Genomic DNA, 25808 nt, shown 5'->3' with positions numbered 1-25808 from the left:
CCGTACATTCTCATTTGCGTTATCATCTAGTATTATTACCTGGTACTAACTCAATATTATCCTAACACTTTTCATCTCACATTTTCAAGTTAATTTCACTTTGTATGGGTTGTTTTCACGCGAAAGCCTTACCTGACTTGAAAACTCATTTCAATACATGCACCAAACACTAAACACTGGGGAGTTGAAGTTATTTTTTTGTTGACTAAGACGATATATAGCTGTAAATTAAATTGATTCATAAAATTAAATGTTCGTAATGGAACAGTTCAAAACAGAAAGAATGGTGAAGCTGAATGGAGAATGAAAAACAATTAATGCGTTCCGTACAACTATTGCGTTCATTTTGGAACGTGCAGAAAAATATAATGCGATTCGTTCAAAAGACTGCCGCAGAAAATGGATTAACAGTTCCTCAATATTCCATTTTGATGACCATTACCCTTTACAAAGAGACCACTCAAAAAAATGTCGGGGAGAAAACATTTCTTCCAAAAAGCACCTTGAGCCAAGCGGTCGATGGTCTCGTTCGCGCAGGCATGCTCCATCGAGAGCATGTGGAGGGCAATCGGCGTGAGATTCAGTTGTCAATCACAGATCAGGGAAAAGATTTATTAAAAACGATTCATTTTCACGAAGGAAGCATTCACCAAGTCTTTCAAATGGCCATTGAAATGCTTTCTGAAGAACAGTTTGAAGAGTTGCTAGAAACACATCTTCAAATTACAAACTTTTTAGAAGCACAAGCAACCGAACAGGGAGAGTGTACAAAATGATAAAAATACTGAAAAATTTATCCGTTTATAAGTGGATTATTTCAGCAGTTATCGGTCTGGTTTTTATTCAGTCCATGTCCGACCTCTTTCTGCCTACACTAATGGCCGATATTATTGACAAAGGCGTCGTTCGAGGAGACACTCCTTATATTTGGAAAATCGGTGGTTTGATGCTTTTGGTTTCCGCACTTGGCGCATGTGCATCCATAATCGCAAGCTATTATTCGTCCAAAGCGGCAATGGGGATGGGACGCGATCTCCGCCTGAGAGTCTTTAATCATGTTGAAAAATTTTCGTTACAAGAATTTGATGAAGTCGGTACGGCGTCATTGATTACAAGGACGACCAATGATATAACACAAGTCCAGCAAGTGGTTATCATGATGCTTCGTATGGTTATCAGTGCACCCATCATGTTAATCGGCGGAGTGATCATGGCTGTATCCATGGATGCAAAATTATCCCTTGTCATTGTTGTCACAATGCCTTTGTTGATTGGCTCGATCTTGCTTATTCTATATAAAGGTGTCCCTCTCTTTCAAACGGTGCAAAAACGATTAGACCGGTTGAACCTTGTATTACGGGAAAATTTAACTGGTATTCGCGTCATTCGTGCCTTCAATCGTGAAACACAAGAGAAAGAACGTCTAAAGAAAGCGAATAAGGAATTGACGGATGTCTCAATCAAAGTCAATAAAATCATGGCCTTCATGATGCCTGTAATGATGCTTGTAATGAACTTGACGGTTGTCGGTATCATTTGGTTTGGTGGAGTTCGTATTGATAACGGTGGTATGCAGATCGGGGACTTAATGGCATTTATCCAATATGTTATGCAAATCATGTTCGCTCTCGTTATGGCATCCATGATGTTCGTTATGGTTCCACGAGCGGCCGTGTCGGCAACAAGGATAAACGAAGTCCTTGACATGAAACCATCATTCCTGGATGAGGGTACAGAAAAGGCAGATCGTGTACACGGTACTCTTGAATTTGAACATGTGACGTTCAGTTACCCAGGAGCAGAAGAACCTGCATTATCGGATATTAGTTTTACTGCAAGTCCAGGTGAAATCACCGCAATAATTGGTGGAACAGGTTCAGGGAAAACGACGCTCGTCAATTTGATCCCTCGCTTCTATGATATTTCAAGTGGAACGATTCGCGTCAATGGTGTTGATATTCGTAAGTCATCACAAGATGAAGTTCGTTCAAAAATTGGCTTTGTACCACAAAAGGCCTTCCTCTTTACAGGTACTATCGCTGAAAACATTCGCTTTGGAAAACAAACAGCCACACAAGATGAAGTTGAGCATGCGGCTCGGATCGCGCAAGCGGAAGATTTTATCAGCAACATGAAAGGCGGCTATGAGGCAGAAATCGATCAAGGCGGTTCAAACCTATCAGGGGGGCAAAAACAACGGCTTTCGATTGCACGGGCACTAATTCGAAAACCGGATATATATATATTCGACGATAGTTTTTCTGCACTTGACTACAAGACGGATGCCAACCTTCGCGCAGCCCTGAAAGATGAAACGAAAAATTCGACGGTACTACTCGTTGCACAGCGTGTCAGTACGGTCGTGGACGCTGACCGAATCATCGTGTTGGACGAAGGCCGCATTGTAGGTATGGGAACACACCAAGATTTGCTTAGTACAAACGACATTTACCGTGAAATCGCCTTATCACAGCTCACAGAGGAGGAAATTGCATGAGTAATCAAAAAAAACCTCAAGGCGGCGGTCAGGTTGGGCATGGTCCTGGTGGCGGTAACATGATGATGATGGGTCAAAAAGCAAAAGATTTTAAAGGAACTCTAAAACGTCTATTAACCTATTTAAAACCGCGGCGCAACAAATTGATTTCCGTGTTTTTCGCTGCAATCATGAGTACGATTTTTATGATTGTTGGACCAAAGATCATGGGAAATGCAATTACAGAATTATTCGAAGGAGCTTACGGGAAATTCCAGGGAATACCAGGAGCAGCTATTAACTTTGATAAAATTGGCCAGATCCTTCTACTCCTTGCCGGACTTTATGCTTTAAGCAGCCTTTTCAACTATGTACAACAATACATTATGTCAAGTGTTGCTCAAGAAACGGTATATGATCTTCGACAAGATGTGAACGAAAAGCTCGAGAAACTTCCACTCAAATATTTTGAAGGACGTCCAAACGGAGAAACACTTAGCCGAATGACAAATGATATTGATACAATCGGTAGCACCCTTCAGCAAAGCTTAACGCAGTTCATCACATCAATCGTAACGATTTTGGGGATTATCATCATGATGCTTTCGATAAGCCCGTTATTGACATTAATCTCGATAGTCAGCTTACCTTTGTCAATATTTGCAATCCGGCCTATTTTAAAAAGATCCCAAAAATATTTTGCCGATCAACAGCGTAAACTCGGACAATTAAATGGTCACATTGAAGAGATATATACCGGCCATCAAGTCGTTAAAGCATTCGGATATGAAAAAAAGGCGAGTGCCCAGTTTACTGCGGTTAATGAAGAATTGTATAAAGCGGGGAGCAAAGCCCAGTTTATATCGGGTATCATCATGCCCATAATGTTCTTTATCGGAAATTTGAGCTATGTCCTCATCAGCGTTGTCGGGGGAATATTAGTAACGCAACGTTCGATTTCAATTGGTGACATTCAAGCATTCATCACTTATTCAAAGCAGTTCACCCAGCCAATCACACAAACGGCTAACATCGCTAACATTATTCAGTCGACGGTGGCAGCAGCTGAGCGTGTTTTTGAACTACTAGATGAAGAAGAGGAAATGAAAGAACAAACCACAGCTAAAATTAAAAGGGCAAATGGTGCTGTCTCTTTCGAACATGTGGACTTTGGATATGGGGAAGAAATGTTAATTGAAGATATGAACATCGATGTCTTGCCTGGACAGACGGTCGCAATTGTTGGACCGACTGGTGCTGGAAAAACAACTATGATAAATCTATTGATGAGATTTTATGAACTCAATGGCGGAAAAATTAATATTGATGGTCTTGATACACGGAATATGTCACGGAATGATCTTCGAAAGAATTTTGGAATGGTACTTCAAGATACCTGGCTCTTTAATGGTACGATTAAAGAAAATATCGCTTATGGCAAAAATGGAGCAACTGATGAAGAAATTTTTGCAGCTGCTCGAACGGCACATGCCGACCATTTCATTCGGACACTGCCAGATGGTTATGAGACAATCTTAAACGAAGAAGCTTCGAACATCTCACAAGGCCAAAAGCAGCTTTTGACAATCGCCCGAGCGGTTCTAGCAGATCCACCAATCATGATATTGGATGAAGCGACGTCTAGTGTGGACACTCGGACAGAAGTCTTTATCCAAAAGGCCATGAACCGACTCATGGAAGGACGAACTAGCTTTGTCATTGCCCATCGCCTCTCAACAATTAAGGATGCAGATTTGATTCTTGTTATGGATCAAGGGAAAGTGATAGAGAAGGGAACGCATTCAGACCTTTTAAGGGAGAATGGTTTCTATGCAGAACTATACAATAGTCAGTTCACTGAAAATGTAGCTGGATAATTAGAAAGAGGCTCATTTCCCAATCGGAATCGAGCCTCTCTTTATAAAATTCTTATCCAATACCATTCCATTCATTAATCTGTAATAACTTATAAGCCGTATCAATACCCCCTTTTATTGCCCTTTTTCACAAATTCCCAATCTACCTCAATATTTTTTCTGACCCTTTGAAGAAGATGAAACATCGTTTCCGTCTCTTCCAAAGAAAATCCCGATAATGCAACCTTGTCGGTGTACTCTCCTTCTTTTTTCAAAAAGGGATAAACCTTCTCACCTTTATCGGTAGCATATAACTTTTTAATTTTTTTGTTTTCCTCATCATTTTTCTTTTCAATAAACCCTTGAATTTCAAGTTTTTTAATGGCCCGAGCTGCTGTCGTCCGGTCAACCTTAATCATCTCTGCTAACTTTTCCTGAATGATTCCTGGATTTTCACATATTCGAACAAGATACAAATACTGCCCTTTTGTTAGGTCAAATTCTTTAAATTCGATATTACTTATAGAGTCCAATGCCCTTGCTATCATTCCAATTTCACGGAGTATTTCCTTCATTCAAAAAGCCCCTGACTTTTTTTGTTGTATTTACAACAAAATTAATTTCGTATATACTATAAAAAAGTTATACATATATTATGACTTGTCTTACTGAATAAATCTAGAAAAGGGATGAAGAACATTGGATTCAAAGAGAATAACTACAGAAAGTGATTTAAAAGTAGCCTTTCAAATCAGAAAAGAGGTATTTGTTCAGGAACAAGGCTTCGCTTTAGAAAGTGAATTTGATGAATACGATACACTTAATGCTTTATCTGAACACATATTAGTCTATTATAATGAAAAACCAGTCGGAACTGGTAGGTTAAGAGTTGTTGATGGTTTAGGAAAATTGGAGAGAATTTGCATCTTAGAGCCTTACCGTAAGTTTGGTCTTGGAAAAATAATAATTAAAACGTTGGAAGAAATCGCAAAGAAAAAGGAAATATCCCAGGTGAAATTACATGGGCAAACACAGGCAGAGGGTTTTTATAAAAAACTCGGCTATCAGACTTCATCCGATGTCTTTATGGAAGATGGCGGTCCACATCTTTTAATGATAAAAAGAATTAATGAATGAAAAGTGTGCTAAATGTGAGTAAAACAAACATTAACCTAATTTGATGGGGATCATATTATTTACACTTGGATGTTCTTTAACCATAAAATATACTTACGTTGATCATTTGTAAATATAAAAAAAGACTATTTTTAGTCTTCTCAAACTGTAGACAAACTCGATGAAAATCAAGTTTGTCTACAGTTTTATGTGTTTGTAAAACCGGGGCCTCCTCGGCGCCTTTGCTCCTGCTGGGTCTCCTCTTTGACGCGCTTTTCCCGCAGGAGTCTCGCACACCTGCTCCATTTAATATGGTCTAGGTCAATTGTTTTCTACATAATTGGTACTAGTTAATTTTTAAACAAAGAAAAAAAGCTGATGTATCAGTCTTTTCAGGTGTAGTCATCTCGCACTGTCTTTGTCATTTTACCTCTTTCTTTATTACACCGTCTGTTTAGGATGCCCTTCTGCAAATAGATATCAAGTTAAAAACCTTCCTTAAAAGAATGGTTTTTAATTTAAATATTAAATCACTTTGCACGCAACGATTTCATTAGCTTTTCATAAGTCTTAAAATAAAAGGCAGCGTTGTTAAGAATAAGCACGAACAAAAGATAAAGCCATTTATAACACGAAAGTTATATATGGCTTTGTCTTTTTTACATAACGGGTGCTTTTTCATGAACAAGCGGGTGAAGGGCCTGCGTTTCATCAATGTAAACAAAAGCATCATATCTATCTGACATTACAGAAGGTACATAGTTTCCGTATTGTTCATATTCCGGTCGGTATACAACCCCGATAGCCCGATGTCCTATTCTATCTTGGAATAGCTGACGATTTTCATCGGTGAAAATGAGCAACTTATCATACGCGCCTGCAAGGTGCATAGCCTCCTCCCAACTTCCATTCATAGCCGGTGGTACTGTTTTTATTTCAAAATCCTTGCCCCATTCATCTGCTGCAATAACGGTTCCCCTATAGGTTCCGAAACCTGTGATAAATACATCTTCAGTTGAGTTTTGTTCACGAATGACCTGGCCGACGTTAATCATCCCGGAATCTCTCATATCTGTAGCGCTGGCATCGCCAACATGGGTATTATGTTCCCATACAATCGCCTTGCCTTCAGAACCGTAAAAATCCATAATTTCATTAAGCGCATCCACCATATGCATATCTCGAATATTCCATGATTTATCATCATGAACCACCATCGTCCTGTAATAATTTTCTGCATTATACGCTACCAATGCATTCACTTGAAGGTTCAAATTCAATTCTTCATGATGAGGGTATTTTTCTTTTTTTCGTTGAATAGTCGTCAGCAATTTGGCAACCTCATCTATACAGTCTTCTGAAAAAATGCCTGCGGAAACTGCGTACTCCTCATTATTCCGATTGAATGGCTCAAAACATGTGAACGCCTGTCTGGCAGCCTCGAGGTCAGGTGAATCAATTTGTTTTAAGTAATGGATAACTTCATCCATGGATTCCCAAAGACTATAGATATCTATCCCATAAAATCCAACTTTCGTTTGATTTTGTCCGGACTCATTGTATTCTTTCATCCATTCAATCAGGTCGATCATTTCCTCGTTTGCCCACATCCAGGTCGGCCAGCGGTTAAAACCTTTAAGCACATCCCTTGCCGATTTAGTCACTAGGTCATAGCCTTTAACATACCTATTGATTGCCTGGCATGCGGGCCAATCGCCTTCAACGGCTACAAAGGTGAACCCTTTTTCTTGAATCAGTTTTTTTGTAATTTCAACTCGGGCCGTGTAAAACTCGGATGTTCCATGTGATGCCTCACCCAGCAAAACAAATTTGGATTTATTGACTTGTTCAACGAGTTTATCCCAATCCGCTTCACTTTTAAGCATGACTGATTGTTCGATTATTGACTGAACCAGATTATGATGCACTGTTTTTCCTCCTTGTTCTCTTACGAACATTATCGTTTATACTCAGCATTGTAAGAATTTGAACCTGCGTGAACGGAAAGTAAAGTATCAGCGTATCCCACGAGACGATTTATAAGTTCATCACAAATAGAGTAAACCAGCTGAAAGTTTTCCACCTCAAATAAAACAGGGTCATCCAGAATGACCGTCGTGTTAATGAACATATCTTTGTTTCCATATAGATTGTAGTGAACTATAGCCTTTCCAGCAGCTCCTCCAGTAACTGGATCATTAAAGCCGGGAATGAAAACAAACCATTCTTCAGCAGTAGCAGACCTGAAGTTTTTTGTGAAAGACATTCGCTCGGTTACCGTCATGATCTTTTTTAACTCTTCCGGATTCATATCCTTGATCTTGTTCATCCCATTGCCACCTTAACACCTGTTAATAATCTTCCGTTATATATTTTCCTTAAGTGACCCATCCTATAAATATTATTATAAAATGGTGACCTTCTCCGAAAAAAGCAAGCCAGAACCAATAGGCCGGAAATTAAGCAGGCTGTTATTAAATCCCGATAATCATGGAACTGCTGCATATAAAAATTATTATTGGGGTATCAAAAGAGGGAAGATAAAATCCTGGATTGGGTTGGACTGGTCTGGAGTGGAGGAGTTGCTCATGGAAAAGATGAATCGGGGAATTTTAACGGCGCTTTCGGCGATCGGCATTGCGCAAGGACTGAAAATTTTAACGCATTATAAGCTGACGGGAAAGTGGGACTTGAAGCAGGCTTTCACAACAGGTGGCATGCCTAGTTCGCACTCTGCCGGTGTGGCCGCACTGGCATCCTATGTGGCAGCTAATAAAGGATGGCTGCATACGGAAACAGCTCTTGCGACAGTGGTTGGCGTGATTGTGATGTATGATGCTCAGGGGATTCGGCGCCATACAGGTGAAATTGCTAAGCTTGTGAATGATCTTGAAGATAATATGGCGAAATTTTCGGGAGAGTTTCCGAGCTTTGAGTTTGTGGAACGTGAGAAGGAACTGAATGAACTGCTCGGACATCAGCCTGTGGAAGTGGGGGCAGGTGCGTTGCTTGGAGTGGTACTTGGGCTTATCTCAGCTAAATTGGAGGATGACAAGCCCTCAAAAACCAAACGGCTGAAAACGTTGGCCAAGCATAGATATTCTAGATCTTGAAATAAGGTATGTAATTTGATCATAACAATAGATTATATTAAAACATGCCTATGTTATAAACATAGACAAACTCTCCATTAAAAGTCGTATCATAGTATATACTGGTAGGATTTAAAATAACCTAAGCCTCTCTACTTCTTAGAAAGGCTTAGGTTTTATCATGTCCCCAAAATCAATTCTTCCGGGACATTTTCATTGCGAATGAGTACATATCAGATCGGAATAATCCTTTGTAATACTCTACTAAATTACCATCAGAATCAAAAATCATTCGTTCTGTAATCAACAAGCACATCGTTTCGGCTATACCTAAATGTTCTGCATCTTCTTTTGTTGGAAAGCCGCAGGTTATGATTTGTTCCGCCTCACAAAAGTCAATGTTTAGATCACCTTCGAGTGCATCATACAATACGGTTGTACTTAAATCGAATTTCGTCAATTTTTTTCCTAGGTCCAAAGAATAATAATGCAATTCAATGGCTATGGGGACATCCCCCTGTAACCGCAGCCTTTTAATATGGTAAGATTCATCTTCGAACCCATTTGCATCAGCAATATTTTCAGGTGTCATTACACGGCCATGATCTAGTAATTTAATTCCCATGCTTTTAGTGGTTTCAGTGAAACTTATCATCTTTAGCCATTCTTGTACAGGTTTAAGGGAAACGAACGTTCCCTTTCCATGCCTCTTTTCCAATATTCCCTCACGAACCAGGATGGATACGGCTTCCCGTACAGTACTCCTGCTGACAGAATACATATCCATGAGTTCCCTTTCACTAGGGATTTTGTCTTTATAATAACCTTCCAAAATCTGATTTTCCAATATGGTTTTCAATTGAGCATGCAAAGGGATTGGATTTTTAAAGTCTAACTCCATAAAATTTCCTCCAAACAGAAAAAGACATCGTAATGTTCGTATCAGTTCTTATATTTCTTATATTGTAAACCAAATAGTTATAATATTCAAACATGTCAACACTTATTTTTTTCCTTAAATTAGGATTTTATCAAATTTCCACTCCTACATTTCCAAAAACGTTTTCTTCGAACGAATAAAAAAAACCTGAATAGATTAATATATTCAGGGCTATCCATATGCATTATTCATCACATTTTCAGGCTTATCTAACTGGGACATCAATGGAAAGCTTATATATTAAACGATAAAGTACGAGATGATGGAAAGCAGCAAAGAGGTAATGGTCATGGCTAAAAGAGGACGCATGGCTTTTGTCCGCAGTGCCTGCAGGCTTACATTCAGTCCAAGACCGATCATGGCCATTGTCAATATAAATGTAGTCGTTTTGGAAATGCCATCCATTACAAGAGGAGACACCGTAATATAAGTTCCAAACACATAACTTCCTATTAAACTCATGATTATAAAACCAACGAGGAACCATGGAAAATCGATTTTAGCATCATGGCCCATCTTCCCGGATGTGCGTTTTTTCATCCAATACATAAAAATGAAACATAATGGGATAAGTAAAAAGACACGGCCTAATTTTGCGAGTAGTGCAATCGCTAGCGCATCTTCACCAGCCGGTGCTCCTGCCAATGCAACATGGGCGATTTCATGAAGGCTGATCCCAGACCAGATTCCATAATCCAAAGCAGACAGCGGCAGAATCGGACGTAAAAGGGTATATATAATCGAGAAAAGTGTTCCCATTAAAGCGATTATCCCAACGCCGATGGCTGTATCCTCTTCCTTCGCTTTCACGATTGGAGATATGGCTGCGATGGCTGCTGCCCCGCATATACCGGTTCCTACAGCAAGAAGAAGCGAAATGGAAGCATCTGCCTTAAACCACTTTGCAATCAGGACCATCACGACTATGGCAAATGTTACTGTCCCTATGTCACGTACCAACAATGGCAGTCCTTGATTGAAAATAACATCGATATTTAATTTCAACCCGTATAAAATGATGGCAAAACGCAAAAGTTTTTTTGCGGAAAATTCAATTCCCGTCCGGAACTTTTCTGGATATCCCGCAATTTGACGATAAATCACGGCAATGATGATCGAGCATGCAAGAGGGCCGATTCGATTGAATCCCGAAATCTTGGACAGCCCCAAGCCTAAGAGGGCAATAAAAAAGGTGAAAGCGATACCGCTCAGCCACAAAAGCACCTTATTTTGAAGCGGTTTTTGCTGTGCCTGAGGTATTTCTTCCAGTGGCTCATATTTTTCTAATTCCATACATTCCTTCCCCCTTTCCAGATAAACTAATGCCCAAATTACGAATCATCCCAACCTTTCAATCGATTGAAAAAAATCGATTTCTTCTATATTGGTAGGCGAATTCCCTTTGATAAAATACTCGGATTCCTTTAAAAAAGGCAAGCTTGGATTTTGATTCCCCCATAATTCAGGAACTGCTAGAGTCTGGGAGCGATGGGCCCTTAAGGCACGGATCTTTTTCTGTAAAGTCCCTGCTATATCCACTTCTGTAATCCTGCTCAGCCCGTATTCCTTAAACCATTCATCATAAAAAGCATGCCAAAGGACAAAGTACAGACTATGAACCTTAAAAGCTGGAAATACTGGATCTGGATAAAAATCGGGATCACCGGAATTTAGATAAGCAAATCCGGCAGCACGGCCAATCGCACAATGGTCTGGATGCCCCCCATATTTCTCATGGAATGTTACTAGTGCCTCTGGCTGAACTTCACGTATCACCTTTACGATTCTCTCCGCCAATAGATCGAAGCTCTCAAATTCTATCGTTTTATCCCTCACGTTTAAAAATCGCAGGTCGCTGATCCCCAATTCTTCACAAGCGTTTTTTAACTCCTTTACCCTTAGTCCAGGCAATGCCTCCCTTGTTGTAAGAATGGGATTTCCCATGCGCCTGCCCATTTCGCCTTTTGTCGCACATAGTAAGGTTATATGAACACCTTGCTCAGACATTTTAGCAATGGTTCCGCCACACAGGAATGACTCATCATCGGGATGTGCCAGAACCACCAATAATCTTTGTTGTGATTGCATATTTCCTCCTACTCCGGATTCTCCAGTTTTCCCACACTGTTAGACCCAATATGAAAAAATGGACATGGATGTCAAAGCTGCTAGACATATCATGCCCATCTTCATTTTTCGTCTATAAATATAGCACCCTAAAGTTAATCATCTTTTTTGTTAGCATAATTCATATAAAACGGATTTAACGGTTTCTATGACAAAGCGTAAATCTTCAACGGTCGAAGATAAAGGCGGCGCAATGATCAGTACATTACCATATCCAGGAACTGTATCACCATTCCGGCCGATGATAAGGCCCTTTTCCTTGCAAGCCCCGATTATTTTACCCATGAACTCATCGGAAACTGGTGTTTTTGCCTTTTTATCTTCCACTAATTCAATGCCGTATAAAAACCCTACTCCCCGAACTTCCCCTACTTTATCAAGGGCTGTCAATTCAAATAGCTCACTTAGTGTCGACTCACTAAGTTCAGATACTCGCTGAACGATTTTTTCATTTTCCAAGATTTCAATGTTCTTAAGGGCAACTGCGCAAGATGCAGGGTGACCTCCATATGTTGACACATGCCTGAAATGATTTAAATTTCCGTTCTCTTTGAATTTCTCATAAATCCTTGAATTCACTGCCGTTGCTCCAAGTGGAAGATAACCGCTGGTCAAACCCTTTGCCATTGTTACAATATCCGGTTGAACGCCATCGGAGTGCATGAACCCAAACATTTTTCCGGTTCTTCCAAAACCTGAAACCACTTCATCCACAATTAAAAGAACATCATGCTTCTTACAGATTTCCGAAACCCTCGTTAAGTATTCTTTTGAAGGAATAAGGACCCCGCCACCAGAGATGAATGGTTCAAGAATAACACCCGCTACCGTTTCAGCTCCTTCAAAATTAATGACCTGATCGATATATTCAGCTGCAAGCAAATCGGAGTTTTCAACGTTTTCCCCAAATGGGCTTCGATAATTGTACGGCGGTGGCACATGCAGGAAACCTGGAACCGCCGGATCATATTTCACTCTCCGGTTTGCCTGTGCGGTCGCGCTTAGCGCGCCAAAAGTATTGCCATGATAAGCTCTATACCTAGAGATGAATTTGTATTTACCCTGATTGCCATTTTGGGAATGATATTGCCTGGCTATTTTAAAAGCTGTCTCATTCGCCTCAGAGCCGCTGTTCGTAAAAAACGTTGTATAGGAGCCCTTTAAATGCTCACTTATTTTTGCAGATAATTCGATTGCCGGCTTATGGCTTAACGTTAAAGGGAAGTAAGATAAGTTAACCATTTGTTCATACGCTGCCTGGGCAATCTCTTTTCTTCCATGACCCAGGTTCAAGCACCACAAACCGGAAACCCCATCTAAATATTTATCCCCTTTAGCATCTGTGAACCATGAGCCGGAGCCTTCTGTAGCCATCATGGGAGAATCCTTTTCATTATAGCGATGCATCGCATGCCATAAATGGTCTTTATCCATTTGAACAAGGTCTTTCGTTTCAGTTTCCATCTTCACTTTTGAAACCCCCTTATTATTCATCGAATGCAATTAAGTTGAGTTCCCATGTTGTTACTGACCTTTATAGAGCGAATGGGTGATGGTGCAATGACCCAAAATTCAAGTCATCGCACCTGTCATATCACTCTAGTTTCATACCATTATTTATCCCAGTTTTTATGATCTAAATGAGAATACTTTTCTAATAATCTAGTAGGCATTTTTAATGCATCTTTTCTAAATGGCGGAGCTAATTGTGTTCCATCTACTTGTATATCAATGACAGTCGGTTTATTTGATTTTATTGCTTCTTCAATGACAGCCCCTAACTCGTCAGCTTTTTCGACTCTTATACCAACAGCACCCATTGATCGGGCAACTTCTGCGAAATCAGGATTTTGGATATCCGCCCCTACAAAACGGTTATTATAAAAATCGACCTGATTCTTTTTCTCTGCACACCATGCATTATTATTGAAGACACATGCTATGACCGGTATATTTTCTTCAACGGCCGTACTCACTTCATGTAAGCTCATGCCCCACGCTCCATCTCCAACAATGGCTAAAACAGGCGTATTCGGCTCAGCTAACTTGGCACCAAGTGCGGATGGGTAAGCAAATCCCGTGTTCCCGAATGTAAGCGCTGCGATATGCCTGCGGCTCTGGTTGAACTTTAAGTAAGCGTTTGCAGTTGACGATACATTACCGATATCTGTAGTAACGATGGCATTTTCAGGCAACACTTTAGTCAATTCCAATAGGGCTCGACGCGGATTGATTGGCGTTCCATCGATCATCGCAAGTCTCACCAATTCTTCTTCCCATTTTTGTTTTTCATTCGTTACTTCGACCATCCGCTTTTTTTCTTGTTTCAGGTTAGGTTTACTAGCCTTCAACCGTTTCAAGATTTCATGGCTAGCTTCACGGGCATCTCCGATGATCCCAACTTCCACAGGGTGCGTCCTCGCTATTTGCCTCGGGTTAATATCTATTTGGATGATTTGTGCATCTTTAGGGAAATAATCAATGTCATAGCATGGTAGCGTTCCAAATACCGATAATCTAGTACCGACCGCCAATATGACGTCCGCCTTCTTAAGTGTATTCATGGCAGCCTTTGAACCCATGTAACCGATTGGGCCGACTGATAATGGATGATCAGCAGGAAAGGCATCATTATGCATATAGGAGACAGCTACTGGAGCTGTTAAATATTCTGCAATATTCTTAATTTCTTCAATGCCATCCGAATCAACTGTTCCCCTACCGGAAATGATGACAGGATACTCAGCTTCAGCTAAAATTTCCGCTGCTCTATCCAATGATGCAGATGATCCGCATCCCCGTTCATCTACGCGATATTGATGTGGTTGAAGTATTTGATCTTCCACTTCACCATAGAAGTAATCACGGGGAATATCGAATAAAACCGGCCCCCTCTCGGCATAGGCAATCCGAAATGCTGTCCTGAGGCAATCAGCGACCCGGCCAGGGTGTGTCACTCTAACCGTTTCTTTCGTGATTGCCTTGAAGATGGAAACCTGATCACATTCTTGAAAACCATCCCATCCTACCGTTGGTGTACCAGCTGAAGGTGATATGACCACCATAGGAGTATGAGCTTGATTGGCCGCTGCAACAGAGGTGACCATATTCGTCATTCCAGGCCCGTTTTGCCCGATGACAACTCCTGCAACCCCGGAGACACGACAATATGCATCTTCCATATGTGCTGCACTTTGTTCATGGCGGACACCAATGAAACGAATGCCTGCAGTTGGCAATAAATCAAGCATATCCATGAAAGCAGATCCCAGAATTCCCGAGATATGTTTAACTCCCTCGGCCACTAATGTCTCAACGATGGCTTCACTTGGTGTCATTTTAACTTTCGTACCTCTTAACATTTTTGTTTCGACCATAGCACATTCTCCTTAATTATAGTTATTTCTGATAATGACGTTGCGACGTCCGTACCAGTTATAAGATGTATAATACTACCATTGGATGAAACAGTCAATAAATAAATTGAATATTTTGAATTTATTTAAAGTATCTTACCATTATAGTCACTAACTCATATATAAGATTCTTTTTAACCAATGAATGTATCCTTTTTTTCTGTCAATCTGTAGTTGATCCTATCGATGATTTCCAATAAATCACCTATTTCATCAATTACGAAATCGGCACCTGCATTCCAAAAACGATTTTCTGCATGCTTCATCCGTTTTTGCAGATCATATGGGTCCATTTCGTTGATTTCTGCTTCTGAAAGGCCGATTTCACTGCTGCCCTTCAATACGGCAACAGTCCACATTCCCGCAGAAATGCCTTCTTTGATGTCACTGATCGTATCGCCGACTTTAACGATTTTGCTGAGTGGATACACTTGGAGATTCATCGCCGTCTTAAAGCACATCCATGGGGCAGGCCTTCCTGCCGGCACTTCGGTAGACGCAACGATGGAATCTGGTTGATAGCCCCATTTTTCTGCCTCTTCTTTAACAACATCAATCATTTCACGAGTATACCCTGTTGTCGAACCGATTTTTATTCCTTGCTGCCTTAAACGGCCAACTAATTCAATTACGCCTGGTATTGGCTTGGCGTTCTCCTTGAGAACCTTAAAAAGCAAAGCCTCAAAGTCCTTATTTAATGATTTTAGATCTCTTTCGTCCGGTTCTTTCCCGAATTTAGCAATCCATAAATTGGAGATTCGTTTCATTTTCAGGAGTTCCATTATATGATCCATTTTCAATAAACCCATAGGTTCCCTTGCTTCCCTAATGGTAATATCTATCCCCCTTATCCTGAATATCTCGACAAATGCTTGGACCGGCGCAAAACAACCATAATCCACCGTCGTTCCTGCCCAATCAAATATGACTGCCTGAACCTCTTTGCATTCTTTTGCAATTTCCAATCTATGCTCCCCTCCTTATCCTTACCTCCTCAAAAATCACCAAACATGCTAAACCCGGCTATAGAAAAAATTCAGTTAACTTCTTCCAAAAATAACTGAAGATCTTTTTTAGTAGCTTCAGAGAGTCGTTTCATCTTTTCAAGGTCCTTATCCGGATTCCCTGACTCCCCAATTAATGGGTAAAGGTTTTTCTCAATCCGTTCATACCAATTTGGGTAATCATCCTCCACTTGCTTTTCTATCGAATCCCAATTAGAACTGATCTCTTTTCCCAATTCTTGAATTTTCTCTGAATCCGCCTCCATACTTATTTCAGAATCCAATCCTTTTATGGATCGAATCACATCGCCGACACCATTTTTAATAACCTGGGTTTCACCCGTATTTGAATCGGGATTTTCATTCATGACTGGACTATTTTCCTGTTGAGCCTCGTCCGGTTCAGCCGAATTGTTGCAGCCTGACAGCAATATGGCTCCAAGGACAGCCCCATAAGTTATTACACGGAAACCATTCAATATAATCCCTCCTTCATGATTTAAAGGACAGATGGCACCAAGCACTTAATGGCACAACTCTCTTTTTCTATGGGAATCATATTCTAGCTGATTAGTGATTGAAGAATTCTGTCTGAGGAGTTCCTTAGAAGCAAAAGAAGAATTGCCTTATAATGTATAGAGCCAAAGCTATAACTTTTCAGAATTAGGGGAACCAGAAACAATATTCAATTCATTCTCCATGGACTTCGCTTTTTTTCTTCGAATGAAAAAGAATGAACAGATAACGATCAAGCTAAATAGCATGGTAAAGATAAACTGTGGGCGCTGCGAATCGATAAAGGCCATTAATATCAACACGGAGATCATGGAAATTATGGTTGCATAAGTCAAATATGGGAATAACCACATCTTGATCTTGAAAATTCCGGGATTCTCTTTCTCCATTCTCTTCCTTAATCGGAGATGGGAAACCGCAATGGCCAGATAAACAAGAATTCCGACTCCACCTGAGGAATTCACTAAAAAGAAAAAGATTTTATCAGGTGAAACATAACTGAAAATGGTGCTGATAAAGGCAAATAAAGTAGAGCCGACTACAGCAAATATAGGAACGCCGTTCTTGCTCACTTTTGAAAATACCTTTGGAGCGTCGCCCTTTTGTGCAAGTGAAAATAACATTCGTGAACTCGTATATAATCCCGAATTCAAACAGGATAGCAATGCAATGAGAATCACTATATTCATGATCAGTGCAGCAGAAGGGATACCCAATAATTCAAGGACGGCAACAAATGGACTTTTCAGCAGAGAAGCCGAATTCCAGGGTAATAGCGTCACTAGTATCGCGATGGATCCAATATAGAAAATCAGGATTCGCCAAACGACACTATTCAATGCACTTCTAACTGATTTTACCGGATCACTGGTCTCACCCGCGGCAATCGCTGGAATCTCCACTCCAACAAATGCATGAAAAACAATGGCAACGCCAACAAGCACAGAACTTAGCCCGTTCGGAATAAAACCGCCAAAATTTAAAAGATTCGAAGTGCCAGGTGGTTTTATCGTTGGGATAAACCCTAATATCACTGCCACACCCAGGCACAAAAATAGTATGATACTGATTATTTTAATGATTGAAAACCAGTATTCGAATTCACCAAACGATTTTACGGAAAAAATATTCGTCATTTTCAATAGGATGATCAATGATAGACTTATGACCCAGACGGGGACGGAAGGAAGCCAGCTGTGTATGATTGCTGCTCCAGCAGTTGCTTCCAAAGCAATTACGATAACCCAAAAGAACCAATATAACCAACCTGTTGTAAAACCGGCCCATTCACCTATCCCCTCTCTTGCATAAACGGCAAAAGATCCAGTATTGGGATTAACTGTGGCCATTTCCCCAAGCATCCTCATGACTAAAACAACGATCAAGCCCGCCAAAACATATGATAATATCGCCCCGGGGCCCGTTTGACCAATTATGATACCGCTTCCTACGAATAAACCAGCGCCTATGACTCCACTCAAAGATATCATCGTTAAATGTCTTTGTTTCAGACCTGGTTTCAGTTCTTCCTGTTGATGTTTCATACCCTCACCCAACTTTCAATATTTTGGGGAATCAACTAACATAATCGCTACTTGAATGTAAAAACAGGGCTTTTCTATCGCCTGTTCTTTACAATTTCACAAAGATAGTGGGAACTTGGAAACATGGCATTTTAAAAACAACACAGGAGATGACTATGAAATTAAGATTCTATATCACTGTTCCTCCTTCCTTAGTGCTATTTTGAAATTCGAAGCAGATATAACATCACTACGTCATGATGTTAGTACCACTTTCTATGTGTATAATACACTCTCATTTTTTTAAAGTCAATTTAAAAATCAGAATATTTAGATAACAAAATGAAAATTATTAAATACAACAAACGGTCTCCAGTTAGTCGGCAATTTTTTCATTTTAATTCTTTAACCTTGGAGGTTTCATCCCACACACTTTCCACTGCTGACTTTACGGCCTTCTGCTTTCTATCCAGCATTTTCTTTAGAAGAAATGAAAAAAACAATGTAAACGCTATTCCCTTAACAATCGAAGTAAAGCCGTAAACAAGAAGGCCCAGTATGAGTACTATAAGATTAATGATCCTGATTGTCACTGCAATATCAATTTTTTCATTTTTATGATGCAAAATTAAGGCTATCACGTCAAAACCAACAGTGGAGGCATTTGCTGTTATACATAAATAATATCCTATCGCTATCAAAATCGACGAAATGATAATCACTAAAGCGATATTCATATCGAAATTAATCTTCAATGAATAAAAAAAATTAAAAAAAACCATATAGCTAAGGGAACTTACGATCGACTTAAAAAAGTACTCTTTCCCTAGAAAAACTAAACAAATGATTAACAGTAGCCCTGTAACGAAATTGGCTAGCATGGCAATGTTATAACCCGATAATGCATTCAATAATAATGCCGAACTAGTTACCCCACCATTGATAATTTCATTTGGAACGATTAAATAAGCATAGGCAAAGGTCATGGAAATGTTTCCTGCGATGATTTTCATCAAATCCTTCATAAACTTCTCACCATCCCATTTGTTTTTTGATAATGCTTTCCCCCCTAAATATATATTTATACTTGAACCATAAGATACACATTCATCTCTTACACCAATTTGTTCGACCCTTATCCCTTTCGATATTTTTTGAATGATTTTACGTAGGGTGCATATTTTTGTTCAAGTGATTAGAAGAATTCGCTAACCAGAATCCTCTCTCCTTCTAATAAATAAAATAAAACATCCCCCTTAAAAGTTGAAGATTTCCTTGTTCACCACAACACCATTTAGACATTGTAGAGGTTCTGTACAAAGTTATCTGAATGAATGAACTAAATTTCCACAGGTAGTACATCGAGAAGTCATCTTATAATGCTCGCTTCAATGGACATAGTTCGAAGATGACACCAACAAAATCCTAACAAAATAGATAGGAAAAGCATTAATGTAAGGAGGCAAATGAAAAGAAAATTTCCCGATTATTTCCAACAAATATTATTCCGCAATAAAAAAGTTGAGGGATATGCCCCTCAACTTTTTAGTGTTCCACTAACTATTTCCTAAGAAATGATTTATTCAATAGGTCGTGATTATCATTTTCATGTTACAGGTAATGCTGACTCATCTTTCATAAGCCTTTTTCGATAAACCATATTGGACAGCTGTACACTCACTTCATAAAGCACAAGCAAAGGGACGATAACCAAAATGTCCGAAATTATATCTGGAGGCGTAATCAGGATCGAGATTATGACCAGGACGAAATAAGAAATCTTACGAGACTTTTTCAACACGGCTGGATTGATGATCCCTAATCTGGTCAGGAACATGACCACAAGCGGCATCTCGAATAAAATTCCGAAAGGTAAGATCAAATTAATCATGAACCGAAAGTACTTTTCCGCAGTGAACATCATCTCGAACTGCCCGGCCGATAGGGAAGTGAGGAAACCCAACACTATTGGAAACAATACAAAATATCCAAATGAGATACCTGTGATGAATAAAATGAACAGCCCAGGTATGAAACGAAATGTAACTCTTCTTTCTTCCGGTTTCAAAGCTGGAGCCACAAAGCGCCATAACTGATAGGCTGCCAGCGGAATCGTTGCAGCTATTGCGCAAACCCCAGCGATTATCATATAAACCCATAGGATCTCACTCGGACCGAGCACGGCAAGCTTTCCTTCCAAATCCTTAATGAGCAGTTCATAAATATCCTGTACGAATATGAAACTCACTATGAAAAAAGCCACAAAACCTATCAGTGTTTTAATGATTCTGCTTCGGAGTTCCTCCATATGCTCAATAACGTGTAAATCCTTACTCTCCACTTTCACTCCTCCTTCTAAGACATTTTCTTGCACTATAGCAAAAGGCACTTCCCCTCGAACTCTTTTCATGAAAAGAAGCAGGCGAGTCTTTCCGCCCGCTATATCTCATTTACTTCATCCCTCTTTTTTAACAGCTCTTAACGCAGCTTTATTCTCGTTTTCATCCTCTTTTTCTGTATCATTCACTAATCCTTTTGTTGCACTTTTGAATTCGGACAATGTCCGGCCAAATGCACGGCCTATTTCCGGCAGTTTGGACGGTCCAAAAATAATCAGTGCAATCACGAGTACAATCACCAAACCAGGTATTCCTATATTTGAAAGCATTCTTATTCACTCCTCTGATCTTCTCATTTTTCTTCGCTATATCCTTGTCAAGCTTCATAATGGTTCCCTATCAATTGGTCACTTTCCCCTGACTTTTCATTCTTTGTTTTTCATGTGCGCGATTATGGGCACGTGTCCGATCTTCCTCGACTTCGTTCGTTTTTTGTACACCTTCCATAACCGCTGCTGATGCAACCTTTCGCAACCCTGATTGATCCTTATCAAAAACAAAGGATGCTCTTGTCGATATATCCGCACCTGGTTCTGTCACGAATGGGACTACACGATAGTCAGCCTTCCATTGTTCTGGTGTTACTTTGCATCGGACATATCCCCGGTAATCATTAAAGAACTTTATATGTGGATTCTGACTTAGTATTTTATCCGTATCCGCACGCTTATCCGCTCCATTTCCACCAGATGTGATGGATGTGCCGACAAACTCCACACCGAAAATCTTTGAATTTGGATCATCGAAATCCGCCTTTAAATTGGCTGCCCAGCTTGCGTGTACATCACCAGTCAACACGACTAGATTTTCCAGATTGTTTCTTTTGATTACTTCAATTAAACGATCGCGTGCAGCCGGGTAACCATCCCAGGAATCCATGCTGAATTTGGGAGCTGCTGGTGTTCCATAATTCCTTTGTGCAAAGAAAATCTGCTGAGGCAGAACGTTCCACTTCGTTTTTGATTTTGATAGATTGTCAGTTAACCACTGTTCCTGCTCTGGACCTAGCAATGTCCGTTTCGGATCAAGAGACTCAGACGTTTGCGGTGAACTTCCATCACCGTTTGCCTGATCATCCCTGTATTGGCGCGAATCCAATACAAAGAAAGAAGCCAGGTCGCCATATGTGAAATTTCGGTATAACCGCATATCCGCTCCCTTAGGCAAAGATGATTTACGAAGGGGCATATGCTCATAATAAGCCTGATAGGCGGCAGCCCTTCTCTTGATGAATGCTTCTACCGATTGTCCTTTTTCCGGGATGACATTTGCATAATTGTTTTCAACTTCATGGTCATCCCAAGTCACTACCCATGGGAAAGCTGCGTGTGCCGCCTTTAAATGGGTATCAGAGCGGTATTGTGCGTATCTATTTCGATAATCCTCAAGCGTGATGATTTCCGGACCACTATGTACACGGACATTACCTGAAGAAGAAACATATTCATTTGGTCCATATTCATATATGTAATCGCCAAGGTGAAAGACAATATCCAGATCTTCTTTTGCCAAATGTTTATAGGCCGTATAATACCCATGCTCAAATTGCTGGCATGAAACAAACGCGAATGACAAGCTCGAAACACTTGAACCTACTGGGGGAAGAGTTTTCGTTTTCCCAGTCTGACTTACTTCCCCTCCGCTTTTAAAACGGTAAAAATAAACCTTATCAGGTTTCAACCCGCTTACTTCCACATGAACGGAATGGCCAAGTTCCGGCCTGGCTATTTCCTTGCCTTGCTGGACAATCTTTCGGAAATTCTCATCCTTTGCCACTTCCCATTTAACGGAAATGGCTTCGTTTGGCATTCCTCCGCCATTCAACGGGTCAGGTGCCAACCTTGTCCATAAAACTACACTGTCCGAGAGTGGATCACCTGAAGCTACACCGAGAGTAAATGGATAATCACTGAATTTCGGGGCAGCATTCACTTCAATTCCGCCCATTGATTGGGCAAGGGCAAGACCTAATGAAAGTCCGGCAAGCTTACTTGCTCCCTGGATAAAGTTTCGGCGGTCCATATTCTTACCTAATTCGCTCCAATTCTTAATTAAATCATCCATTGCTCTTTCATTATTCATTGATCTTTCCCTCCTATTATTTGAATCTGGTTCAAGTATAGAAGGCCATTTTTAAAGGTGTATGAAGATGTGTAAATCAATAAATTTCCAATTAGGAATTTTTAAGCAGGACTAATGGCACCTATTGAAAACAAAGAAAGTTTAAATTCACTCATACATTTACATAGCCCTACAAAGATTTACATATAACGACAGTCTTTCAGCCTAGTTCTCTTAATGAATCATTTATTTAATCGTTACAAATAACTTCCATGGGCTGTTTTTACAATTAAAAAATTTTAATAATCTTATAGAAAGCCAATCATCATTTATGATTCCTTATACATTCTCCGGGAACTAAAATTCTTGTTCGAATGCTTGAATAATATTTTATAAGTGAATACTCACTTATTGTTTAAAAACATCCTAATTTATGTAATAATAGTTTCATAACAAAATATGAAAGTACTTGAGGGATTCTGGATTGGAAAGTATGGAAGCATTATATGAAAAAATTGAGATTTTGAGGAAAGAACTAATAACCACTGGATTGATCTATGGATTTACTGCCCCACAAACATTACATATAAGCCAGGAATTAGATAAACTGTTGAATTTACTCGGGGTTCAAAAAGAACCGATTGGTTTAGAATATGTTTAAAAACAGGAATAAAACCTGATTTGATACTTCTAGTAATACTTCAGGGAATCATTACAACTGCAGATAATCGTCACTTTGGTCATGCAGCATATTTCTATTACTTAAACAACTCGTTTTCTTTCTCCCCATTAAAAAGCATCCAAATTAAATGGATGCCTTTTTTATCAACGATTCTTTTAAATTGTCATGGACAACCTAATATTTTAGTTTGTCAATTTTACTTAAGGCCTTTCAATTCAGGGACAATATTGCTTACCTTCCTTCCGGTAACCGCTGCAACGAGATTCTCCGCCGCAAGCATGGCCATATCAAATCTTGTTTGGTGAGTAGCCGAACCTATATGCGGCAGGGTAACCACGTTCGGCATGGCTAAAAGCGGGTTGTCAGGCGATACGGGTTCCTCTTCAAATACATCCAAACCGGCTGCAAGGATTTCCTTATTTCGCAGTGCTTCAATGAGGGCCTTTTCATCCACCGTCTGACCGCGGGATGTATTGATAAAGATCGCAGATTTTTTCATCAGCGCGAATTGCTCCAGTCCCATAAGATGCCTCGTCTCCGGAGTATACGGGACCATTAATAGAACGAAATCTGATTCTCTTAAAAGGTGCTCTAAAGAGGAGTAGGTTGTATTGAGCGTTTCCTCCACTTCGGATTTTCTTCTCCGATTATGATACAAAACTTCCATGTTAAAACCGAATTTTCCTCGTCTTGCAATTGACTCCCCAATCCTCCCCATACCGATGATGCCCAATGTTTTCCCATGAACATCAACGCCATAGAGGGGTACATCGCCTTTATTTCCCCACTTTCCATCCTTTACAAGCTTGTCCATTTCCGGTATACGACGGGCTGCTGAGAGCATTAAGGCTAAAGCTAAATCTGCCACGGTTTCATCGAGAACACCAGGTGTATTTGTACCGATTATGCTTCTCTTTTTCATTGCCTCTAGATCCAAGTTGTTGTAGCCTACCGAGATATTGCTGACAGCCTTTAGACGTGGTGCATGGTCCAGAAATTCATCATCTATTTTTTCTCCGGTGATGAGCAGTCCCTCCGCATCAGAAATTTGCTTTAACAGTTGACTTCTGGTAATGGGTTCAGGGCCGTTCCATTTATCATACTGGCAATACTTCGAAATAAATGCCTCTACCTCGGCCGGTACTGGTCTTGCTATATACACTTTTGGCTTCAATTTATGTCCTCCTCAATTATCCTATTCTTGAATAGGATGTTTTACAATAAACCAATAACAGATTGCGGCGCATCCGGCGATTAAACCACCAGATATAAAGGCAAGAGAGTAAGAACCAGTTGCATCCACTATCATGCCTGCCACAACAGGGGAAAAGGCTCCACCAAAATAACCGCCAAAATTCTGAATTGCACCTACGGAAGCAACCATGGAAGGAGGAGCAATGTCACCGGCAAGTGCCCACGCGCTTCCAGTAATGGCAGAAATAAAACAAAGTGCAAGAGTCAGTAATGTTAAGGTAATTGCGAGCCCTTTGGCAACTGGTACTGCACATACAACAATAGCGGCCGAGATGGCACATATACTAATTAAGGCTCGCTTTGCTTTAATAGGTGTAGTAATTCCCTTGTCAACCCATTTTTTAGTAAGATATCCTCCGAAAATATTGCCAAAGATTCCGCCAAGCCAAGGAATACCAGCATATATACCCATTTCTTTAATTGAAACATGATGGACATCAAACAAATAAAGGGGAAGGAAGACAAGGAAAATGTTCCAGATCCAAATGGTACAGAAGAAGCCCAGAATCATCCCCCACACGCTTCGATATTTGAATAACGAACCCCATTTTATTTTTGATGATTGAATGCCTTGCTCCACTCCACCACCTTCCGACTTAATGTAATCAAATTCCTCCTTGGAAAGTTTTTGGCTTTTTTCAGGATTTTTATAAAAAATAACAAAACCGATTGCGAAGATGATGCCGACCACACCCGTTATATAAAACAGCGCTCTCCATCCAAAAGTCACCATGATGAAAACGAGTATTGGCGGTGCAATGGCTGGTCCCCATTTGGACGAAGAATCCCAAATTCCAGTTGCCAAGCCTCGTTCCTTTTTAGGAAACCAATACGAAGTGATCTTAGCCATTGTCGGAAAACACGGTGCTTCTCCCACTCCAAGTAAAATCCGTGCAGCAATAAATGAACTCATTTTATGAACGGCTCCGGTTAAAATGGTCGCACCACTCCACCAAATAAGCGCAATTGTATACACCTTTTTGGTCCCGAACCGATCAATCAGCCAGCCGGAAGGAAGCTGCATTAATGCATAACTCCAAGAAAAAAAGGTTCCCAATAATCCGATTTCGGTCACGCTCAGTCCGAGATCCTTCATCATTTCGGGAGCTGCAATGGAGAGGTTGGCCCGATCTAGATAGTTGATTATACCCCCAATCAATAACCAGATGACGACGGTCCAGCGAAATTTCCGGCCAATATTTAATGGCTTTTCTTGCTTTGTTTCCATTCTTGCTTCCATACCTTATCCCCCCTTGTTATATAAAACGCCATAATTGGCAGCGCTTCCAAAATTAGAAAAAGACAGAGTTACGCTTGGAGAATATGTATATACAAGGAGGTTATTG

23 protein-coding genes are annotated in these 25808 nt (G+C 40.2%); 6 read left to right on the top strand and 17 right to left on the bottom strand.

Translation table 11 applies throughout. The features are described from left to right. Nucleotides 1-296: 296 nt before the first annotated feature. From ACIROD_RS17035 to ACIROD_RS17025, 3 genes are read left to right on the top strand one after another with little or no spacing between them, the layout of a single operon-like run. Entirely contained in the window at nucleotides 297-776 is a 480-nt protein-coding gene (locus ACIROD_RS17035; RefSeq protein WP_101221808.1) for a MarR family winged helix-turn-helix transcriptional regulator, read from the top strand. Then, nucleotides 773-2497: an ABC transporter ATP-binding protein gene (locus ACIROD_RS17030; protein WP_260357446.1), complete on the top strand. Its 1725-nt coding sequence runs from the start codon at nucleotides 773-775 to the stop codon at nucleotides 2495-2497. Before ACIROD_RS17035 ends, ACIROD_RS17030 begins: the two co-directional genes overlap by 4 nt. Beyond that, entirely contained in the window at nucleotides 2494-4353 is a 1860-nt protein-coding gene (locus tag ACIROD_RS17025) for an ABC transporter ATP-binding protein (RefSeq protein ID WP_402942303.1), read from the top strand. Before ACIROD_RS17030 ends, ACIROD_RS17025 begins: the two co-directional genes overlap by 4 nt. 101 nt (nucleotides 4354-4454) lie before the next feature. Here the strand turns inward: ACIROD_RS17025 and ACIROD_RS17020 are convergent, their stop codons facing one another. Then, on the bottom strand, nucleotides 4455-4907 hold the full coding sequence (locus ACIROD_RS17020; protein WP_063233436.1) for a MarR family winged helix-turn-helix transcriptional regulator: 453 nt from the start codon (nucleotides 4905-4907) through the stop codon (nucleotides 4455-4457). 124 nt (nucleotides 4908-5031) lie between these two features. On the opposite strand from ACIROD_RS17020, the gene ACIROD_RS17015 reads away from it, so the two are divergent. Next, a complete protein-coding gene (locus ACIROD_RS17015; RefSeq protein ID WP_260357442.1) occupies nucleotides 5032-5469 on the top strand; it encodes a GNAT family N-acetyltransferase in 438 nt (145 codons plus the stop codon). A 638-nt stretch (nucleotides 5470-6107) separates the two neighbouring features. Here the strand turns inward: ACIROD_RS17015 and ACIROD_RS17010 are convergent. Both ACIROD_RS17010 and ACIROD_RS17005 read right to left on the bottom strand, forming a co-directional pair. Next, nucleotides 6108-7376, bottom strand: a complete 1269-nt coding sequence (locus ACIROD_RS17010) for an erythromycin esterase family protein (protein WP_402942300.1) — start codon at nucleotides 7374-7376, stop codon at nucleotides 6108-6110. Nucleotides 7377-7405: 29 nt separating this feature from the next. Next, on the bottom strand, nucleotides 7406-7777 hold the full coding sequence (locus ACIROD_RS17005) for a hypothetical protein (RefSeq protein ID WP_402903039.1): 372 nt from the start codon (nucleotides 7775-7777) through the stop codon (nucleotides 7406-7408). A gap of 259 nt (nucleotides 7778-8036) precedes the next feature. On the opposite strand from ACIROD_RS17005, the gene ACIROD_RS17000 reads away from it, so the two are divergent. After that, nucleotides 8037-8561, top strand: a complete 525-nt coding sequence (locus tag ACIROD_RS17000; protein ID WP_402942298.1) for a divergent PAP2 family protein — start codon at nucleotides 8037-8039, stop codon at nucleotides 8559-8561. Between the two features lie 172 nt (nucleotides 8562-8733). Here ACIROD_RS17000 and ACIROD_RS16995 read toward each other — a convergent pair whose 3' ends face one another. The 12 genes from ACIROD_RS16995 to ACIROD_RS16940 form a co-directional block, all read right to left on the bottom strand. Next, a complete protein-coding gene (locus tag ACIROD_RS16995; protein WP_101221797.1) occupies nucleotides 8734-9441 on the bottom strand; it encodes a GntR family transcriptional regulator in 708 nt (235 codons plus the stop codon). Nucleotides 9442-9720: 279 nt separating this feature from the next. Further along, on the bottom strand, nucleotides 9721-10773 hold the full coding sequence (locus ACIROD_RS16990) for a YeiH family protein (RefSeq protein WP_101221796.1): 1053 nt from the start codon (nucleotides 10771-10773) through the stop codon (nucleotides 9721-9723). 45 nt (nucleotides 10774-10818) lie between these two features. Continuing rightward, the gene (locus tag ACIROD_RS16985) at nucleotides 10819-11568 is read right to left on the bottom strand and encodes a PIG-L family deacetylase (protein ID WP_402942296.1); all 750 of its coding nucleotides are present in this window, start codon (nucleotides 11566-11568) and stop codon (nucleotides 10819-10821) included. A gap of 150 nt (nucleotides 11569-11718) precedes the next feature. Beyond that, nucleotides 11719-13071 (bottom strand): aminotransferase, encoded by a 1353-nt coding sequence (locus ACIROD_RS16980; RefSeq protein WP_402942972.1) that lies wholly within the window; start codon nucleotides 13069-13071, stop codon nucleotides 11719-11721. A gap of 149 nt (nucleotides 13072-13220) precedes the next feature. Next, nucleotides 13221-14984, bottom strand: a complete 1764-nt coding sequence (xsc, locus tag ACIROD_RS16975) for a sulfoacetaldehyde acetyltransferase (RefSeq protein WP_101221794.1) — start codon at nucleotides 14982-14984, stop codon at nucleotides 13221-13223. A 173-nt stretch (nucleotides 14985-15157) separates the two neighbouring features. Then, nucleotides 15158-15988 (bottom strand): phosphonoacetaldehyde hydrolase, encoded by an 831-nt coding sequence (phnX, locus tag ACIROD_RS16970; protein WP_402942293.1) that lies wholly within the window; start codon nucleotides 15986-15988, stop codon nucleotides 15158-15160. A 71-nt stretch (nucleotides 15989-16059) separates the two neighbouring features. After that, on the bottom strand, nucleotides 16060-16506 hold the full coding sequence (locus tag ACIROD_RS16965; protein ID WP_402942291.1) for a hypothetical protein: 447 nt from the start codon (nucleotides 16504-16506) through the stop codon (nucleotides 16060-16062). A gap of 168 nt (nucleotides 16507-16674) precedes the next feature. Further along, a complete protein-coding gene (locus ACIROD_RS16960; RefSeq protein ID WP_101221791.1) occupies nucleotides 16675-18087 on the bottom strand; it encodes an amino acid permease in 1413 nt (470 codons plus the stop codon). A gap of 371 nt (nucleotides 18088-18458) precedes the next feature. Further along, complete coding sequence (locus ACIROD_RS16955; RefSeq protein ID WP_402942289.1) at nucleotides 18459-19091, bottom strand: YitT family protein; 633 nt, start codon at nucleotides 19089-19091, stop codon at nucleotides 18459-18461. 581 nt (nucleotides 19092-19672) lie between these two features. After that, the gene (gene tatC, locus ACIROD_RS16950) at nucleotides 19673-20374 is read right to left on the bottom strand and encodes a twin-arginine translocase subunit TatC (protein ID WP_402903739.1); all 702 of its coding nucleotides are present in this window, start codon (nucleotides 20372-20374) and stop codon (nucleotides 19673-19675) included. A gap of 147 nt (nucleotides 20375-20521) precedes the next feature. Then, nucleotides 20522-20734, bottom strand: coding sequence for a twin-arginine translocase TatA/TatE family subunit (locus tag ACIROD_RS16945; protein ID WP_096338675.1), 213 nt, complete (start codon nucleotides 20732-20734; stop codon nucleotides 20522-20524). A 70-nt stretch (nucleotides 20735-20804) separates the two neighbouring features. After that, nucleotides 20805-22547, bottom strand: a complete 1743-nt coding sequence (locus tag ACIROD_RS16940) for an alkaline phosphatase D family protein (RefSeq protein ID WP_402942287.1) — start codon at nucleotides 22545-22547, stop codon at nucleotides 20805-20807. A gap of 472 nt (nucleotides 22548-23019) precedes the next feature. On the opposite strand from ACIROD_RS16940, the gene ACIROD_RS16935 reads away from it, so the two are divergent. Continuing rightward, the gene (locus tag ACIROD_RS16935; protein WP_402942285.1) at nucleotides 23020-23187 is read left to right on the top strand and encodes a Spo0E family sporulation regulatory protein-aspartic acid phosphatase; all 168 of its coding nucleotides are present in this window, start codon (nucleotides 23020-23022) and stop codon (nucleotides 23185-23187) included. A 217-nt stretch (nucleotides 23188-23404) separates the two neighbouring features. Here the strand turns inward: ACIROD_RS16935 and ACIROD_RS16930 are convergent, their stop codons facing one another. Beyond that, nucleotides 23405-24382 carry a 2-hydroxyacid dehydrogenase gene (locus tag ACIROD_RS16930; RefSeq protein WP_402942283.1) on the bottom strand — a complete coding sequence of 326 codons (978 nt, stop codon included), beginning with the start codon at nucleotides 24380-24382 and terminating at the stop codon, nucleotides 23405-23407. 21 nt (nucleotides 24383-24403) lie between these two features. Continuing rightward, nucleotides 24404-25702, bottom strand: a complete 1299-nt coding sequence (locus tag ACIROD_RS16925) for an MFS transporter (protein WP_402942281.1) — start codon at nucleotides 25700-25702, stop codon at nucleotides 24404-24406. Nucleotides 25703-25808: the final 106 nt, after the last annotated feature.

Source organism: Peribacillus sp. NPDC101481, assembly GCF_044767165.1.
Lineage (GTDB): Bacteria > Bacillota > Bacilli > Bacillales > DSM-1321 > Peribacillus.
This window is presented reverse-complemented; position numbering and strand designations above follow the sequence as displayed.

What these genes read in the sequence shown, in the direction of transcription:
- ACIROD_RS17005 (WP_402903039.1), bottom strand. Translation starts at nt 7,777, where the DNA reads ATGAACAAGATCAAGGATATGAATCCGGAAGAGTTAAAAAAGATCATG.
- ACIROD_RS16980 (WP_402942972.1), bottom strand. Translation starts at nt 13,071, where the DNA reads ATGGAAACTGAAACGAAAGACCTTGTTCAAATGGATAAAGACCATTTA.
- tatC (WP_402903739.1), bottom strand. Translation starts at nt 20,374, where the DNA reads ATGGAGGAACTCCGAAGCAGAATCATTAAAACACTGATAGGTTTTGTG.
- ACIROD_RS17030 (WP_260357446.1), top strand. Translation starts at nt 773, where the DNA reads ATGATAAAAATACTGAAAAATTTATCCGTTTATAAGTGGATTATTTCA.
- ACIROD_RS17025 (WP_402942303.1), top strand. Translation starts at nt 2,494, where the DNA reads ATGAGTAATCAAAAAAAACCTCAAGGCGGCGGTCAGGTTGGGCATGGT.
- xsc (WP_101221794.1), bottom strand. Translation starts at nt 14,984, where the DNA reads ATGGTCGAAACAAAAATGTTAAGAGGTACGAAAGTTAAAATGACACCA.
- ACIROD_RS16925 (WP_402942281.1), bottom strand. Translation starts at nt 25,702, where the DNA reads ATGGAAGCAAGAATGGAAACAAAGCAAGAAAAGCCATTAAATATTGGC.
- ACIROD_RS17035 (WP_101221808.1), top strand. Translation starts at nt 297, where the DNA reads ATGGAGAATGAAAAACAATTAATGCGTTCCGTACAACTATTGCGTTCA.
- ACIROD_RS17000 (WP_402942298.1), top strand. Translation starts at nt 8,037, where the DNA reads ATGGAAAAGATGAATCGGGGAATTTTAACGGCGCTTTCGGCGATCGGC.
- ACIROD_RS16955 (WP_402942289.1), bottom strand. Translation starts at nt 19,091, where the DNA reads ATGAAGGATTTGATGAAAATCATCGCAGGAAACATTTCCATGACCTTT.
- ACIROD_RS16960 (WP_101221791.1), bottom strand. Translation starts at nt 18,087, where the DNA reads ATGAAACATCAACAGGAAGAACTGAAACCAGGTCTGAAACAAAGACAT.
- ACIROD_RS17020 (WP_063233436.1), bottom strand. Translation starts at nt 4,907, where the DNA reads ATGAAGGAAATACTCCGTGAAATTGGAATGATAGCAAGGGCATTGGAC.
- ACIROD_RS16945 (WP_096338675.1), bottom strand. Translation starts at nt 20,734, where the DNA reads ATGCTTTCAAATATAGGAATACCTGGTTTGGTGATTGTACTCGTGATT.
- ACIROD_RS16985 (WP_402942296.1), bottom strand. Translation starts at nt 11,568, where the DNA reads ATGCAATCACAACAAAGATTATTGGTGGTTCTGGCACATCCCGATGAT.
- ACIROD_RS16995 (WP_101221797.1), bottom strand. Translation starts at nt 9,441, where the DNA reads ATGGAGTTAGACTTTAAAAATCCAATCCCTTTGCATGCTCAATTGAAA.
- ACIROD_RS16990 (WP_101221796.1), bottom strand. Translation starts at nt 10,773, where the DNA reads ATGGAATTAGAAAAATATGAGCCACTGGAAGAAATACCTCAGGCACAG.
- ACIROD_RS16935 (WP_402942285.1), top strand. Translation starts at nt 23,020, where the DNA reads ATGGAAGCATTATATGAAAAAATTGAGATTTTGAGGAAAGAACTAATA.
- ACIROD_RS16940 (WP_402942287.1), bottom strand. Translation starts at nt 22,547, where the DNA reads ATGAATAATGAAAGAGCAATGGATGATTTAATTAAGAATTGGAGCGAA.